The organism is Mesorhizobium sp. WSM4810 (assembly GCF_055811235.1).
The window spans coordinates 108,440-125,501 of the sequence record NZ_JBVVQV010000009.1 but is presented as its reverse complement, the minus strand read 5'-3'; the positions used below and the strand labels follow the sequence as shown (position 1 = coordinate 125,501).

Genomic DNA, 17,062 nt, shown 5'->3' with positions numbered 1-17,062 from the left:
CAAATCCGGATGCCTGGAACAGGTCGACAACAGCGCCTTTGTTACCGCAACACGGTCAGGATCACACCCATTGCCACCATGCTGACCAAGCGATAGCCGGCATTGATCGCATAATAGTGCAGAGGCCGGTGCTCATAGGTCACCGAATGCAGCAGCGTGACAGCGACGAAGCCGAGCCAGAGCAGGAAAGTGCAGAGGACGGTCGAGACGATCGTCAGCGCGCCCCAGGCGTGAAGTACCTGATCGAGGATAAACGCCATGACCGCAAACGAGGCAAGGTCGACCGCAATCGCCCGCCCCAGGCCGGCGGCGAATTTCGCGCCGTCGACGCCCGACATCTCGGCCCACGGTCGGATAAAGAGCAGCGGCGAATACCAAAGCCCAGCGACAACCCAGGCTGCGAGTACCGCAGTTCCGATCCCCCAGAGGTTTATCGGCACAAACTTGATCATGCTGCTCCTCCTTCCAGCCTACTGATTCAATGATCTGGCGGTTATATTGGGTATAGCTTACTATATCCAATATGAATGACAATTCAAAAACCCGCAGGCGCTACGACGCACGGCTGCGGTCGGAGCGCGCTTCCGGCACGCGTCAACGCATTCTCGATGTGGCGAAAGAGCTTTTTACTGCGCGCGGAGTGGAAAAGGTCACGATTAATGACATCTCATCAGCCGCCGGTGTTTCGGCACCGACCGTCTATGCCCTGTTCCAGTCGAAGATCGGCATTCTAAGAGCCGTGGTCGACCGTTCCTTCTTCGGGCCGCGCTATGCGGAGATAGCTAAGCAAGCCGAGAACGCGAGAGACCCCGAGGAAATTCTGCGTATTACTGCCTCGATCTCTCGGGTCATCCTTGATGCTGAACGCGAGGAGATCGGCCTTATGCGAGGCGTCTCGGCCCTGTCTCCCGAGCTGAAGGCGATCGAGACGGAGTTGGAGACCGTTCGCTTCAAGCTCCAGGAAGCGCGTGCCAACCTTCTCGTCGCATCCGTCACTGTCGCGCGCCAACTCGGCTTAGCCCGCGTGCGCGACATCCTATGGATGTATACCGGCCGCGACGTATATCGCATGCTCGTGTTGGAGCGGGGTTGGTCTTCGGACGAATATGAAAGCTGGCTCGCCGAGACGCTGATCAAAACGCTGATGGGGCGAGACTAGTTGCACTCTCATAAGTGCGTGGAGGCGGTCAGGGGCGGCCGCAGCAAGCCTCGGGATCCGCCGTGAAAGACGGTCAGAAAAACATCCTTTTTCTCGCCGTTGCCAGCGGGACCAAGCGTTAGGCGCTAAAACGCGCTGACGTAGAGGCCGCCATCCACCGGTATGTTCTGCCCGGTCAGGTAGCCGGCGTGAACCGAGCACAGGAAGGCGCAAATCTGGCCGAATTCCTCCGGCGTGCCGAGCCGCTTGGCCGGAACGTTGACTGCTGCCTGGGTCTTGCGTGCGGCGGCGGCTGCCGGATCTTCCGGGGTGCCGGCTTCATGCGGGGGACGCAGCCGGTCGGTGTCGAGCTTGCCCGGCAGCATGTTGTTGATCGTCACATTGCGGTCGATCACCGTCCGCGCGACGCCGGCCAGGAACGAAGTCAGTCCGGCGCGCGCGCCGGACGACAGATCGAGGCCTGGAATGGGAACATAGACCGACAGCGAGGTGATGTTGACGATGCGGCCGAAGCCGCGCTCGGCCATGCCGTCGATGACAGCCTGAACCAGTTCGACCGGGGTCACCATGTTCTGGGTGACGCCTTCGAGGATCTTTTCGCGGTCGAGCTCGCGGAAATCGCGAAGCGGCGGTCCGCCATTGTTGTTGACGAGGATATCGGGATCGGGGCAGGCGGCAAGCAGCGCCTTCTGCACCTCGGGCTTCGACACGTCGCCGACGATCTCGGTCACCTCAACGCCGAATCTTTCGCGCAGTTCGGCGGCGGTCTTGGCCAGTTGGTCGGCGTTGCGCCCGTTGACGACCAGATCACAGCCCGCTTCGGCCAGCGCCATGGCGCAACCGCGCCCAAGTCCTTTGCTCGAAGCACAGACGATGGCCTTTTTTCCGCGAATACCGAGATTCATGGCGATTTCTCCTCTGATTTGGGTCGCAACCTACTCTTGGGGCTGGACCAATCGCAACCGTCATACGGTTGTTGCATGAATCGAGGCATAGCCTGTTCGGAAGCAACGGTGAGAATCCAATGCCTGGCGCAGAGCCCCGCACATTCCGCAGCATGTTCATCTCCGACGTCCATCTCGGATCGAAGGCGGCGAAGGCCGAGTTCCTGATCGATTTCCTGCGCCATCACGACGCCGATATCATCTATCTCGTCGGCGACATCGTCGACGGCTGGCGGCTCAGACGGAACTGGCACTGGCCGCAAAGCCACAATGACGTCGTCCAGAAATTGCTGCGCAAGGCGCGCAAGGGCGCCAGCATCACCTACATCGCCGGCAATCACGACGAATTCGCGCGCCAGTTCCAGGGCGTGCATTTCGGCGGCATCGTCGTCGCCGACCGCGTCGTCCACGAGACCGCCAACGGCAAACGCTTTCTCGTCATCCATGGCGACCAGTTCGACACCGTCGTCCACAATGCGCGCTGGCTGGCCTATCTCGGCGACTACGCCTATGATGCGGCGATGCTGGTCAACCGCGTGGTGACGCGACTTCGCCAGCTGCTTGGCCTGCCATACTGGTCGTTTTCGTCCTGGGCCAAGGTCAACGTCAAGAAGGCGGTGAATTTCATCGGCTCGTTCCAGACCATGCTAACCGAGGAAGCGCGCCGCTCGCATGTCGACGGCGTGATCTGCGGCCACATCCACCATGCCGCGATCGAAAATTATGAGGACGTGCAATACATCAACACCGGCGACTGGGTGGAGAGCTGCACCGCGGTGGTCGAGCATTTCGACGGCCAGATGGAAATCCTGCACTGGGCACATGTCCTGCCGGAGGCTCCGGCCGGCGGCGAAGTGCTGGTGCCGATCGACATCGTCGGCATCAAGGGCAGGGCAGTCCAGGCTGCCTGACGCGATGATGCGTTCATGCATGTCGCGCAAAAGCATGCCCTGAGGGCCTGACCCGAGGGTATGCAGCGGTTTTGCGATAACGACATGCATAAAACAAGAACCTGAAGCGCGTCGCATGAGGCCGGTCAAACGCGACGCGCTTTAGCGCAGCGGTTTCATCGCTTTTTTCGCCATGTTATGGGATCGGCGTGCGTTGGCTGGCCGGCCGGTCGAATGCTGCGCCGACGGATTGCCTGCTGATGTCCTCCCTGCCGCCGCTTTCACCCGAACAGCTCGTCAAGCCGCGTCATTTCGAGTTGCGCATGGGCCTGATCTTCTTCACGCTTTTCGTGCCGCTCGGGATACATTTGCCGTACTTTCCGTTGTGGCTGCAGGCAAACGGTTTTGATGCCGAGCAGATAGCGATCATTCTCGCGGCACCGATGTTCCTGCGCGTGGTGACGACGCCATTGCTCACGGCACTGGCCGACAGGGCGAGCGACCGCGCCCATGTCTATGTCGCGCTGACGGCCGCATCGTTGGCGCTATCCGCCGGTTATTTCCTGACGCCGAGCTATGCCATGGTGCTGGCCGTTTCGCTGGCGCTCACTGTCGCCTGGACGCCGCATTCGCCGATCGCCGATTCGCTGGCGCTGTCGGGGGTGCGCCGCTTCGGCTCGAATTATGCCAACATGCGCAAATGGGGATCGATCTCCTATCTGTGCGCAAATCTTGTCGGCGGTTTTATCCTGTCGGCGACCGGCGCCCAGGCAGTTCCGGTGATCATCTTCGTGGCGTTTGGCGCCGCACTTGTCGTCGCACTGATCGCGCCGCGGCTCGGCCGTCCCCGCCGTGCCTCGCCGCTTTCGGCTGCCGACATCCAGCAGTCGGCGCCAAAACTCCTCAACGGCTATTTCCTGTATTTCTCCGTCGGCGTCGGCGTCATCACGGCCAGCCACGCGTTTTTCTACGGCTTCGTCTCGATCTACTGGAAATCGATCGGCATCGGCGACTCTGTGGTCGGGCTGCTTTGGGGTTGGGGTGTCCTGGCCGAGATCGGCATGTTCATGATCTTTACTCGGGTTTTCGGTTCCTTCTCGGTCGTATCGATCATGGTGATGGCGGGAATAGGCGCGATCGTGCGCTGGATTGCCTTTCCCTTGATCTGGCCGCTTGGCCTTGGCGTAGGTGGGTTTTTCGCAGTCCAGACGCTGCACGCGGTCTCGGTGGCGCTGGTGCTGATCGGCCTGCAGAAAATGATCGGTGAGACGGTCGCGGAGGAACGCACCGGGGCCGCGCAAGGCATCGCCTATTTCTCCAACGGCTTTTTCACCGCTGTGGTGACGCTCCTGTGCGGCCCGCTTTACGACCGCTTCGGCGTCGACGGCTTTTATGCCATGATCCCGATCGCCCTGGTCGGCCTTGTGCTGATCGGGCTTGCGGCGCGTTCAGCCCCACAGCGCCGGATCGGGCGGTGACACCAGCGAAACTTGGTAGACAAGGCCAGGCGCACGGTCGCGGGCCAGCAGCAGCGGACCGTCGAGATCGACGAAATCGGCATCCTGGGCCAACAGCACCGCCGGCGCCATGGCCAATGACGTGCCGACCATGCAGCCGACCATGACGCCAAAACCCAGTTCGCGGGCGCGATCGCGAAGGACGAGGGCAGAGGTCAAGCCGCCCGACTTGTCGAGCTTGATGTTGACCGCATCGTAAAGGCCGACAAGCCAGGCAAGGTCTTTAGCCTCATGCAGGCTTTCATCAGCGCAGATCGGCACCGGATGGGCGATGTTGCGAAGGATGCCATCACGGCCCGCCGGCAGCGGCTGTTCGATCAGCGCGATGCCGTGCTCGGCGGCAAAGGCCAGGTTTGCAACGATGTTGTCGTCGCTCCAGCCCTCATTCGCGTCCAGGATGATGCGGCTCGCCGGTGCCGCCTCCCTGACCGCGCGGATGCGGGCCATGTCGTTGTCGCCGCCGATCTTGACCTTGAGAAGCGGGCGCAGGGCATTGGCGCGGGCCTGGGCTGCCATGGCTTCGGGCTCGCCGAGCGACAGCGTGTAAGCCGTTTCGAGCGCCCTCGGCGGCGCCGTGCAGATGCTGGAAGCCACCGGCTTGCCTGCGATCTTCGCCTCCAGGTCCCATAGCGCGCAGTCGACGGCGTTGCGCGCCGCGCCCGCCGGCATGGCGTCGAGCAGCGCGGCCCGGCTGATGCCGTCTTGAATCTGCTCCCGCATCGCCTCGATCGCATCGCGCACACCCTCGATGGTTTCGCCATAGCGTTTGTAGGGGACGCATTCGCCGCGCCCGCTCTGGCCGTCCTCGCGGATCGTCACTGTGACGACCTCGGCTTCGGTTTTCGAACCGCGCGAGATGGTGAAGGTCCCGGCGATAGGAAAGCGCTCGGACTCGACCGAAATGACACGCGCCATATTTTTCTGCTCCGGCTGTGCGACAACAAGCTTGTCGGCAAATCGACAGGTGGGTTCTGTCAGGTTAAACAGATCGGCCCGTCAGGCTAAACAGGACGCCATGTTGACGATCCGCAAACGCGACGCAAGCGGCACGACCGCCAAGGAGGCCGACCACCAGCCGCGAGTTGTGGTCGGCGAGGACGGCGGCGTCCTCGGCTGCGCTTTCTCCGGCACCTGGACGACACGCACCGTGGCGCTCGTCGATGACGAGATGCGCAAGATCGAGCAACGCAGCGGCTTTCAGACGCTGGCGCTCGACCTCTCGCATATCGAGAAAATGGATACCGCCGGCGCCTGGGTGATCGACCGTTTGGTCAGCGCCTTCGAAAAGCAGGGTGTGAAAATCACGATGCAGGGGCAAAGCGAGGTTGCCTCGATCCTGCTCGGCGCCGTCGGTGACGCTGTTCGACGCGAACCTGATTCCGGCATCGTTGGGCCGCCGAACATCGTCATTCGCGCGCTCGAGGCGGTTGGCCGGCGCGTCTATGAGATGCGTGACGATTTCCTGGCCGCGATGAACATACTGGGCGCCACGATACGCGGCGCGCAGATGAAGCTTGGCCGCGGCCATGCGGTCAATCCGGCGGCGATCTTCAACCAGATGGACCGCATGGGCGTCGGCGCCATCCCGGTGGTTGTGCTGATGTCGGCCATCGTCGGGGCGATCGTCGCCCAGCAAGGCGCCTATCAGCTCAGCTATTTCGGCGCCGATATCTTCGTCGTCGACCTTGTCGGCGTGCTGATCCTGCGCGAGCTCGGCGTGCTGATGACTGCGATCATGATCGCCGGCCGTTCGGGCAGCGCCATCACGGCTGAAATCGGCTCGATGAAAATGCGCGAGGAGGTCGACGCGCTGAAGGTCATCGGGCTCAATCCGATCGGCGTTCTGGTGTTTCCGCGGCTGGTCGCGCTGGTGATCGCACTGCCTTGCCTGACGATCATTGCCAATTTCGCCGCACTCGGCGGCGGCATACTGGCGGCATGGCTCTACTCCGACATCGCACCGGCCGCCTTCATCGACCGGCTGCGCGTTGCCATCGATCTCAGCACCATCTTTGCCGGGCTGATCAAGGCGCCGTTCATGGCCATGATCATCGGCACGATCGCCTCGGTCGAAGGCATGAAGGTCGGCGGCAGCGCCGAATCGCTCGGGCAGCACGTGACTGCTTCGGTGGTGAAGTCGATCTTCGTGGTGATCATCCTCGACGGGCTTTTCGCCATGTTCTACGCAGCGATCGAGTTCTGACATGGCGCTGCTTGGCACAAAGCCGACCACGACTACGCAAAGGGCCGACGAGGACGAGATCGTGCTTTCTGCGCACGACGTCACCGTCTCCTTCGGCGACAAGGTCATTCTCGATAAATTGTCGCTCCATATCCGGCGTGGCGAAATTCTCGGCTTCGTCGGCGCCTCCGGCGCCGGCAAGTCGGTTCTGCTGCGCACCATTCTCGGCCTGGTGCACAAGCAGTCGGGAACGATCAAGCTGTTCGGCGTCGATGTCGAAAAGGCGAGCGAGAGGGAGCGCCTTCGCATCGACATGCGCCTTGGCGTCCTCTTTCAGCACGGCGCGCTGTTTTCGGCGCTCACGGTGCTCGAAAACGTGCAGGTGCCGATGCGCGAATATCTCGATCTGCCGAAAAAGCTGATGGACGAGTTGGCGATGCTCAAGGTCGAACTGGTCGGGTTGCCGCCGGATGCGGCGCAGAAATTCCCGTCCGAGCTTTCCGGCGGCATGATCAAGCGTGCGGCGCTGGCGCGCGCGCTGGCGCTCGACCCCGACATCGTATTCCTGGACGAGCCGACATCCGGCCTCGATCCGATCAGCGCCGCTGAGTTCGACGAACTGGTCGTCAAGCTGCGCGATACCATGGATCTGACCGTATACATGGTCACGCACGATCTCGACACGCTGTTCACCGCTTGTGATCGGGTGGCCGTGCTCGGCAACAAGAAAGTGCTGGTCGAAGGCACGATCGACGACATGCTCAAGAGCGAGGAACCCTGGGTGAAATCCTATTTTCGCGGAAAACGTGCGCGGCAACTTGATCTTGCGGCCCGCGCGTAGCCATAAGTGGATAAATGGAAACCAGAGCCAACTACGTCATTGTCGGCATTTTCACGCTAGCCGCGATCCTGGCGGCATTCGCGTTCGTCTATTGGACGGCCGCGATCGGCGACAGGGGTGAGACGGCGATGCTGCGGGTGCGCATTCCGGGATCGGCTTCCGGCCTCGGCCGCGGCAGTTTCGTGCTGTTCAACGGCGTCAGGGTCGGGGATGTCAGGCGCGTCTATATCGACCCCGCCAATCCGAACGACGCCATAGCCGAAGCCGAAGTAGGCCGCACGACGCCGATCACCAAATCGACGCAGGCCGATATCGGGATCGTCAGCCTCGCCGGCCAAGCGAGTATCGAACTCAGGGGCGCTGACCCCAAGGAGGTCAACCTTCTCGACCAGGCGGAGCAGGAGGGCCGCGTCGCCGAGATCGTCGCCAACCCGTCGGCGGTCACCAACCTGTTGCAGACGGCGCAGAACATCTTCACCCGCGCCGATACGGTTCTCTCCCAGCTCGAAGGCTTCACCAGCGACGTTCGCGGGCCGCTGACGCAGACCGTCAACAATGTGCAGACCTTCTCCGATGCGCTGGCCAAGAACTCTGACGGCATCGACAAATTCCTCGCCAGCGTCAGTTCGCTGTCGGAGGAACTGAGGGGCGTCTCGGGCAAGCTTGACGGCACGCTGAAGGCGGCGGAAGGGCTGCTCAACGCCGTCGACAAGGATCAGATCAAGAGTATTGTCGCCAACGTCGATACGGTGACCGAGAACCTGAAGGAAACCAGCAAGCAGTTCGACACGGTCGTCAGGAATGTCGACACCGCGGTGGGGTCGATCAACGATTTCGCCCAAAGGACGCAAGGCACGCTGGCCAAGGTCGACGGCGTTCTCGACGGCATCGATCCGGCACAGGTCCGCACCGCGCTGGCCAACATCCAGAAGGCCAGCGAAAACGCCAACGAGGCTGCCGCCGACATCGCCAAGGTGACCAACAAATTCGCCAACCGGGCCGACGATATCGACCAGACGATCAAGGACGCGCAGCAGCTCGCGGAGCGCCTCAACGACGCTTCGGTGCGTGTCGACGGCATCCTCGTCAAGGTCGATACATTGCTCGGCTCAGGCCAGGCCGACGGCATGATAGCCGATGCCAGGAATACCCTGAAATCGTTCAAGCAGGTCGCCGACACGCTGAACGCCCGCCTCGGCACCATCACCGACAATCTGGCGCGATTCTCCGGCCAGGGCCTGCAGGACGTCGAAGCGCTGGTCCAAGACAGCCGTCGCTCGATCAACCGCATCGAAGAGGCGGTAACGGATCTCAGCCGCAATCCGCAGCGAATCCTGTCAGGCGGCGAAGGTGAGGTTCGGCAATTCGATGGCAGGGTGCGGCGTTGACTTCGGCTTTCGCCGGCCCCAAGAACGGCAGGCAAGTACGCTGCGGGTGCGATTTGCTCATTCGATTCGGGGACAACGGGGATCGCGTGTGAAGTCGGTCGTGCTTAAATTGGGCGTGCTTAGATTGGGCGGGGTCAAAGCGGGCGGGCCCACTGCGGGTGTGGCATTGCTTGCGCTTTCGCTGGCCGGCTGCGCGTTTTTGCCGGGCGGCGGGCCGGCGCCCCTGGACACATTCGAACTGTCGGCGCCGTCGCTCGATGCGCGCGGCCGCGGCCGCCAACAAATCCTCATCGCCCAGCCTTCCGCGCTCAAGGCGCTGGACAGCCAGAACATCGTCATCAAGCCGTCGGTGCGCTCGATCCAGTACCTCAAGGGAGCGCAATGGGCCGACCGGCTGCCGCTGATCGTGCAGGCGCGGCTGGCCGAGACATTCCAGCGCTCGGGCAGTTTCGCCGGTGTCGGCAAGCCGGGCGAGGGCCTGGCGATCGACTATCAGGTGATCGTCGAGGTCCGTTCCTTCGAAGTCCGCGTCGACGGCGGCCAACACGCCGAGGTCGAGCTGTTCGTGCGGATATTGAACGACCGCAATGGCGAGGTGCGCGCCTCTAAGAGCTTCAACGCGACCGCGCCCGTCTCCGGCAGCGGCAACCAGGCCTATGTCGACGCGCTCGACAGGGCGTTCGGCGATGCCGCCAAGGACATCGTCCGCTGGACCGATTCGGTGATCTGACCACAGCCGTGCACTCAATTGTCGCAGCCGGAGCCGCCTGAGGGGCAGGGCCAACGCCGGTGACGATGTGAAATTCAAACCCGAAGCGATTGCTCCAAAAAGGCGGGAATTTCCCGCCTATTTCCGTTCGCCCATCGTCTGATCAATGCAGGCGGCCACTGGCGTGGGCTAGCATCGTATAGACCTTGCCGGTGTCCGACGTCAGGTAGGTCTGCGCCATCATGTTGTCGCGGTCGTTGCGCGAGACGTCCTTGAGCAGCTTTTCGAAGTCGTCGCAGTAACGGTCGACGGCGGCGCGGAATTCCGCCTCCATCTGATATTTGCGCCGGATCTCGTCGAACGTCTGCTGTCCCTTCAGCGTGTAGAGACGCCGGGTGAACACGTCACGCTCGCCGCTCCGGTAGCGGTTCCACAGTTCGATCGAGGCGTCGTGATCGATAGCGCGGGCGATGTCGACGGAAAGCGAGTTGAGCGACTCCACGACATGAAGCGGCGAGCGCTGGGCAGGGGCTGCCGAGCGTGGCGCTTCCGAAGGTGCTGCGGGCTTGGCGGCCTCTTCGCGCGACGCCCCGGTCAAGAGATCGCGTACCCAGCCGCCCTGCGGCGCGCGGCCATTAGGGTCGCGCTGGCGCGGCGCCGTCTCCGGCGGGCGTTCCAGGTCGCCGCGCAGTGCGGTGTCATCCGACGGCGCCTGCGGGGCAAGGGGTTCCGGGGCCGGAGGACGGCGCAGCGGCTCAGTGGCGCGCGGGGCAGGCGCCTGTTGTGCCGGGCGCAGGTTGCGCGGCTCCGAGGAGTCGGTGCTGCGGCCAGATTTCGCAACGATATCAGAGAGTTCCTTCAGGGCGTTGATCTGCTCGGAAACGGCACGACGGATGGCCGTGGTCGATTCCTTTGCCTCTTCCGGCATCTCGATGACACCCTTCTTGAGCTCGGCGCGGGTAAGGTCGAGCTCGCTCTTGATCGAGCTGGCGGTGCGTCGCATCTCCTCGGTCGCGTCGGCAAAGCGCTTGGTTGCCGAATCGACGACGTCGGCAATGGAGGTACGGATCTTGTCCGCCGACTCCAGCGTCTTGCCTTCGGCGTTCTGCAACGTCTGGCCGACCAGATCCTCGAACGAGCGCATGACTTTTTCGAGATCCTCCGACTTCTTGACCAGGCCGACGGCGAGGTCCTCCAGCGACGACTGCCTTTCCAGCGTGTGTTCGAGGTTGCTCTGGGCCGAGCTCAACAGGTCCGAAGCACTCGACAGCAATCGGCTGTGCTCGTCGAACTTGGTGGCGATCGAGGCAACCTCGCGCAAGGTCGAGGACGACAGCTCGGTAAGCCGTGTCGTGTTCGAATCGACCAGACGCGCCGAGCTGGCGAAGGTCTGCGCGGCTTTTTCCGTGGTCGCCGCAAAGCTTTGCGTGCTGCCGGTCAGGCGTTCGTCGACCTGGCCGAGATTGGCCGCCGCCTGTTCGATCAGCTGGCCGAGCTGTGCGCTCGAGGTGCTCATGCGGCCGATGAGGTCGGCGACGCTGTCGGCGAGCGTCGAGCGCGCCCCTTCGACGGCCGACAATGTTTCGGCCGTGCGGCTGGCGAGCGCGTCGACCAAGGCGGCGTTTTCGCTGCGCAGCTTCTCGGTGGCACGTTCGGTCACCTCTTCCATGCTCTTTTGCAATTCCGAACCGCCGTGGGCGAAGCGCTCGACCAGAGGCCGTGCCGTTTCGTCAAGGATTTTCGAGATCTCGGCCGAACGTGCCGCAAGCATGGTGTTGAGCTCGCGGGTGTTGGTGCCGATGGTCTTGGCGGCGTCGTTGGTGCTCTGGCCGATATGCTGGCCGACCGCCGTGAAGGTTTCGGCGATCGAGTTGGCGCGCGAAATGAGCTGCGCCTCGGCGGTCGAAACCTGCTCGTTGAGCTTCTGGCCTATCGTTTCGGTGGTGTTGACCAGACGGTTTTCGACGCCGGCAACCTGTTCCTCGACGCGAGCCGCCGCGGCCGCCGCGCTGGAGGCCAGGCGCTCGTCGGCGCCGGCGAGCGCCTGCTCGATCTCACGGGCGTGGACGGCTAGGTCCTGCCCGGTCTGCTTTGCACGTTCGGCAACCCGCTGCTCGGTGCTGGCGAAGGCCCCGACGATGTTGTCAGCATGTTCTCCGATCGTCGACGTGCTGTCGGCGATACGCGACACCAGGCGGTGATCCGCCTCATCGAAGATGCGGCCGATCTCGGACGCGCGGGCCGACAACGCTTCCGAACCTTCGGCGATGCGCGAGATCAGCTGTTGGTCGGCAGCATCGAAAATGCGGCCAAGGTCCGATGCACGCGCTGCGAGCGCTTCGGCCGATTCGCCGATGCGCACGCTGAGCCGTTCGTCGGCGCCTTCGAAATTGCGCAGGATGTCGCCGGCGCGTTCCGCCAGCGACTGTGCCGTTTCGACCGCGCGGGCAACCAGCTTCTGGTCCGCCGCATCGAATGTACCGGCGATCTCGCTGGCACGGGCAGCCAGCTGGTCGGCCGTTTCCTGGGCGCGCGCCAGCAACGAGTTCGAGGTGTCGTCGACGCGGGCCATGATTGCGCTCGATGCACCCTCCGCCCGGGCAACGAGCGCGCTTGACGTGTCTTCGGCACGTGCGGCGAGGCGGCGATCCGCTTCCTCGAAGGTGCGTGCGATATCCTCCGCCCTGGCGAGCAGGGCAGCAGAGGTCTGCTCCGCCCGTTCGGCGATCTTGCGATCGGCGTCACTGAAAGCCGCGCCTGCCTGCTCATGCAGTGCGCTGGTGACTTCCATGACCTTTTCGCGCAGCGCTCCGGCAACGAAGACGGCGCTCTTTTCGAGCACGTTGCGGACGTTGTCGACGCCGGTCGACAGCGCGCGCTCCATGGTCCCGGCACGCTCCTCGATGATGCCGGTCTGGCGGCTGAACGCCTGCTCGATCTTTTCGACGTCGGCGGCAATGGCGTCCGAGATGTCGGTGCTCCTGGCGGCGATCTGGTCGATATGGCCGGACAGGGAACGGTCGACTTCCTTGCGCGTGTCGGCGAGCTTGGAGAGGTCGTCCTCCAGCGCACGGGTCAGCGCGTCGCGGCCTTCGGTCAGCTTGCCGACGTGCCCGGCGATGATGTCGTCTATGTCGCTGCGGCTTGCCGCAATTTTCTGCAGGTCTGCTTCCAGCGCACGTCTGAGGATGTCGCGGCCTTCGGCCAGCTTCTCGACCTGGCCGGAAACCAGCCCGTCGATGCTCGACCGGCTTTCCGCCAGCTTGGCGAGATCGTCTTCGAGCGCCTTGGACAGGATCGAGCGGTCCTGGATGAGCTTCTCGGCGTGGCTGTTCACAAGACCATTGACACCGCCGAGATCGGCCTCCAGCGCCCGCGCAAACTCTGCGCGATTGTCGGTCAGCTGCTGAGACTGATCGGCGACGACACCCTTGATGGTATTGAGGTCGGCTTCCAACGCGCGTCTGAGCAGGTCGCGACCTTCGGCCAGCTTCTCGACCTGGCCGGCAACCAGCCCGTCGATGCTCGACCGGCTTTCCGCCAATTTGGCGAGATCGTCTTCGAGCGCCTGGGACAGGGTGGAGCGGTCTGCGGCGAGCCTGTTCATGTGATCGGAGATCAGGCCGTTCACATTCTGCAGGTCGGTCTCCAAGGCTTGCGACAGTTGACCACGATCTTCCGCCAGCTTTTCCGACTGGCCTGAAATGACGTCCTTGATCGTGTTGAGATCGGATTCGAGCGCGCGCTTGAGGATGTCGCGGCCTTCGGCCAGCTTCTCGACCTGGCCGGCAACCAGCCCGTCGATGCTCGACCGGCTTTCCGCCAGCTTGGCGAGATCGTCCTCGAGCGCCTTCGACAGGATCGAGCGGTCTTCCACAAGCTTTTCGGACTGGTCCGATATAACGCTTTTGATCGTGTTGAGATCGGATTCGAGCGCGCGCTTGAGAATGTCGCGACCCTCGGCCAGTTTCTCGACCTGCCCGGTAACCAGCCCATCGATGCTCGACCGGCTTTCCGCCAATTTGGCGAGATCGTCTTCGAGCGCCTGGGACAGGGTCGAGCGATCTGCGGCGAGCCTGTTCATGTGATCGGAGATAAGGCCGTTCACGCTCTGCAGGTCGGTTTCCAACGCCTTCGAGAGCTGATCACGGTCTTCCGCCAGCTTTTCGGACTGGCCTGATAGGACCTCCTTGATCGTGTTGAGATCGGATTCGAGCGCGCGCTTGAGGATGTCGCGACCCTCGGCCAGTTTCTCGACCTGGCCGGCAACCAGCCCGTCGATGCTCGACCGGCTTTCCGCCAGCTTGGCGAGATCGTCTTCGAGCGCCTTCGACAGGATTGAACGGTCCTCGGCGAGCCTGTTCATGTGATCGGAGATAAGGCCATTCACGCCCTGCAGGTCGGTTTCCAACGCTCGCGCCAGTTGACCACGATCTTCCGCCAGCTTTTCGGACTGGTCTGATAGAACGCTTTTGATCGTGTTGAGATCGGATTCGAGCGCGCGCTTGAGGATGTCGCGACCTTCGGCCAGTTTCTCGACCTGCCCGGTGACCAGCCCATCGATGCTGGACCGGCTTTCGGCCAGCTTGGCGAGATCGTCTTCGAGCGCCCTCGATAGGATTGAACGGTCCTCGGAGAGCCGGTTCATGTGATCGGAGATAAGGCCATTCACGCTCTGCAGGTCGGTTTCCAACGCCTTCGAGAGCTGACCACGGTCTTCCGCCAGCTTTTCCGACTGGCCTGATATGACGTCCTTGATCGTGTTGAGATCGGATTCGAGCGCGCGCTTGAGGATGTTGCGGCCTTCGGCCAGCTTCTCGACCTGGCCGGCGACCAGCCCGTCGATGCTCGACCGGCTTTCCGCCAATTTGGCGAGGTCTGCTTCGAGCGTTTGCGAAAGCAGGCTGCGATCGTCGGCGAGCCTGCCCGAATGGTCCTCGATCAGGCCTCGGATGCCCGACAGGTCGTCTTGGAGCGAACGCGAAAGCTCGCTGCGGTCTTCCGCCAGTTTGGCGGAATGGGTCTCGATGAGACCCTTGATGCCGACAATGTCGGTTTCCAGCGCCTTGGCGAGCAAGGCGCGACCTTCGGCGATCTTCTCGACCTGGCCAGCGACCAGGCCGTCGATGCTGGCGCGACTGCCGGCCAGCTTGCCGAGATCGGCATCGAGAGCGCGTGACAGAATACTGCGGCCTTCGGCGAGCTTTCCAACATGGCCGGCAACCATTTCGTCAATTATCGTGCGGGCTTGCACAAGTTTTCCGGAGTCTTCGTTCAAGGCCTGCGAAAGCCTGTTGCGGCCCTCTTCGAGCCGTTCGAGATGGCTGCCGAGCGACGCATCGATGGCGGCGCGCGACTCGTTGACCTTGCGCAGATCCTCCTCCAGGGCGCGCGAGATCAGGTTGCGGCCTTCGCCAAGCTTTTGCACCTGGTCGGTGACAGCCGCGTCGATGCCGGCGCGGCTTTCGGCGAATTTCTCCAGATCGGCCTGCATGGCCGCCGTCATGTGTTCGCGGCTTTCGGAAAGCTTGCGGCTGTGGTTCTCGACAGCCTCCTCGATGCCGACGCGGGCATCGGCAAGCCGCTGGATGTCGGCGTCGAAGGCGCGCGACACCACATGACGGGCCGCTTCCATGCGGCCGGCGAAATCGCCGGCGCGTGCTTCGAGCATCGACGAGGTCGACGAAACGATGTCGGCCATGTCGGCGCCGATCTGGGTCTTGCCCTGATCGATCATCGCCGAAAGCGTCTCCTTGCTCTCCTGGAAGGTATGGGCGATTTCGCGCGCGCGCTCGACCAGGGTCTCGTTGATCTGGCGTGCGCGGGCCTCGAGGGCGGCGTTGAGCTTTTGGGTGCCGGTGTCCAGCGCTTCGGCGCGGGTCTGGAACTCACTGATCAGCACCTGGCCGCGTTCGGCGAGCGTCCGCTCGATGCCGTCAAGGCTGGCTTCAAATTCGGAGTTGAGCGTGCGTGCGGCGCCGCCGAGCAGCGACACCATGCCGGAGGTCCGATCGTCGAGCAGATCGGTCAGCGACCGGGTGAGGCCGTCGGTCGTCTCCGTCAGCTTGGCAATGCGTGTGTCGAGAAGGCTGGCGAAGGCTTCGCCGGAGGTCGACAGCCGGTCAGTGATGGATTCGAGCCGGCCTTCCACCGAATCGAAGATCGACAGCGAGCTTTGGTTGATCCTGTCGATCAACGTGTCGCCGGAATTGGTGATGGTCATCGACAGGTTGGTTGAGGCGTTGAGGATGCTGTCGCGAATGATGTCGCTGGCAGCCCCGATTTCGTCCTTCAGCGTCTCATGCGCGCCGGTGATCGAGGCGCGCACGCGTTCGGCGTGGGTGACCACCGCTTCGCGCTCGCTGCCCAGCCCGTCGACAAGCGAGCGGATGCGGGATTCATTCTCCGAATAGGAGCGCTCGATCTGGTTGACCTCGCTGTGGACCAGGGTTTCGAGCTCGACGGCACGTGCAAGCGTGCGCTCGATGCCTTCACCCATGGCCGCAACCTCGCGGCGCACGGCTTGCCCGATCATCATGACGCGATCCTGGGCGATTTGCTCCGGCTCGGTCAGGCGGAAAGCCATTTCCGTCATCGACTGAGCGGCGATGCGCATCTCCTGCGCGCGGCGAATCATGGCTGCAAACGCCCAGAACAGGAGGACCGGCAGGATCGCAGCGATTGCCAGGCCAATCAGTTCGGGACGGGCGAAAAACTGGCCGGGCGTGCGGATTTGCCAAATGCCTGGGCCAAACAGCAGGTTTGCCAATGCACCGGCGCCCGCGACCCAGGCGAGCGAAACGAGCGCCACGACCCAGTAGATCGTGTTCGAGGCACGCCGATTGAGGGTGTGCAGCAGCGTCTTGTAATCTTTTTGACGAGGATCGTTGGCCGGAGTGAAGCCGGCCGACTGCGTGCCATTGCGCGTTTCAACAGGGCGCATTTCAACGGGGCGCGTTTCAACAGGGCGCAGCTCAGCAGGGCGCGGTTCAGCCGGCTTGGCGTTTGCCGCCTCTCTCTGGTCCTGGGCTTTCTGGTCCTGATTGGCGGCAAGCTCGGCATTCTGGCTCTGGTTGACGACAGGCTCGGCATTCTGATTCTGGTTGGCGACAGGCTCGGCATCCTGGTTCTGGTTGGCGACAGCCTCGGCATCCTGGTCACGGCCCTCGCGTGCCAACTCGTCGGCGGCCTGCGATATCTGCGCTTCCAAATCCTCCATCGACGCGGCGATGTCGAGGTCGCCGCCGGCATCGCCGTTCAGATCGATTTCAAGCGCTTTTTCGAGTTCCCTGGCTACGTCGTTGTCGAGCGTTCTTGTCGTCGTTGTTTTCTTCGCCATGCCTTCGCTACCCTGTACAAGCTGCCGCGGGACTTGTTGATTTTGCTTTTCGTGTCCCACGCAAGAGGCTGAAAATGGACCTTTCGTATCGTA

11 protein-coding genes are annotated in these 17,062 nt (G+C 62.9%); 7 read left to right on the top strand and 4 right to left on the bottom strand.

Annotated elements, in window-relative coordinates; all coding sequences use genetic code 11:
* Positions 1-41: 41 nt before the first annotated feature.
* A complete protein-coding gene (locus AC0L3O_RS15725) occupies positions 42-452 on the bottom strand; it encodes a DUF1761 domain-containing protein (RefSeq protein ID WP_473615998.1) in 411 nt (136 codons plus the stop codon).
* A 158-nt stretch (positions 453-610) separates the two neighbouring features.
* On the opposite strand from AC0L3O_RS15725, the gene AC0L3O_RS15720 reads away from it, so the two are divergent.
* Positions 611-1,159, top strand: coding sequence for a TetR/AcrR family transcriptional regulator (locus AC0L3O_RS15720; RefSeq protein ID WP_236392367.1), 549 nt, complete (start codon positions 611-613; stop codon positions 1,157-1,159).
* Between the two features lie 125 nt (positions 1,160-1,284).
* Here AC0L3O_RS15720 and AC0L3O_RS15715 read toward each other — a convergent pair whose 3' ends face one another.
* Entirely contained in the window at positions 1,285-2,064 is a 780-nt protein-coding gene (locus tag AC0L3O_RS15715; RefSeq protein ID WP_473615997.1) for an SDR family oxidoreductase, read from the bottom strand.
* 119 nt (positions 2,065-2,183) lie between these two features.
* On the opposite strand from AC0L3O_RS15715, the gene AC0L3O_RS15710 reads away from it, so the two are divergent.
* Positions 2,184-3,014, top strand: coding sequence for a UDP-2,3-diacylglucosamine diphosphatase (locus tag AC0L3O_RS15710; RefSeq protein ID WP_473615995.1), 831 nt, complete (start codon positions 2,184-2,186; stop codon positions 3,012-3,014).
* A 239-nt stretch (positions 3,015-3,253) separates the two neighbouring features.
* On the top strand, positions 3,254-4,471 hold the full coding sequence (locus tag AC0L3O_RS15705) for an MFS transporter (RefSeq protein WP_473615994.1): 1,218 nt from the start codon (positions 3,254-3,256) through the stop codon (positions 4,469-4,471).
* Here the strand turns inward: AC0L3O_RS15705 and dgcA are convergent.
* Complete coding sequence (gene dgcA, locus AC0L3O_RS15700) at positions 4,442-5,425, bottom strand: N-acetyl-D-Glu racemase DgcA (RefSeq protein ID WP_473615993.1); 984 nt, start codon at positions 5,423-5,425, stop codon at positions 4,442-4,444. The genes AC0L3O_RS15705 and dgcA overlap by 30 nt on opposite strands.
* A 100-nt stretch (positions 5,426-5,525) precedes the next feature.
* Between dgcA and AC0L3O_RS15695 the strand changes: the two genes are divergently transcribed.
* From AC0L3O_RS15695 to AC0L3O_RS15680, 4 genes are all read left to right on the top strand, one after another.
* Positions 5,526-6,713 carry an ABC transporter permease gene (locus tag AC0L3O_RS15695; protein ID WP_128244844.1) on the top strand — a complete coding sequence of 396 codons (1,188 nt, stop codon included), beginning with the start codon at positions 5,526-5,528 and terminating at the stop codon, positions 6,711-6,713.
* A 1-nt stretch (position 6,714) separates the two neighbouring features.
* Entirely contained in the window at positions 6,715-7,533 is an 819-nt protein-coding gene (locus AC0L3O_RS15690) for an ABC transporter ATP-binding protein (protein ID WP_023801128.1), read from the top strand.
* Positions 7,534-7,547: 14 nt separating this feature from the next.
* Positions 7,548-8,921, top strand: a complete 1,374-nt coding sequence (locus AC0L3O_RS15685) for an MlaD family protein (RefSeq protein ID WP_128169027.1) — start codon at positions 7,548-7,550, stop codon at positions 8,919-8,921.
* A gap of 115 nt (positions 8,922-9,036) precedes the next feature.
* Positions 9,037-9,651, top strand: a complete 615-nt coding sequence (locus AC0L3O_RS15680; protein WP_413468521.1) for an ABC-type transport auxiliary lipoprotein family protein — start codon at positions 9,037-9,039, stop codon at positions 9,649-9,651.
* A 142-nt stretch (positions 9,652-9,793) separates the two neighbouring features.
* On the opposite strand, the gene AC0L3O_RS15675 is transcribed toward AC0L3O_RS15680, so the two are convergent.
* Positions 9,794-16,969 carry a kinesin gene (locus AC0L3O_RS15675; protein ID WP_473615992.1) on the bottom strand — a complete coding sequence of 2,392 codons (7,176 nt, stop codon included), beginning with the start codon at positions 16,967-16,969 and terminating at the stop codon, positions 9,794-9,796.
* Positions 16,970-17,062 lie beyond the last annotated feature (93 nt).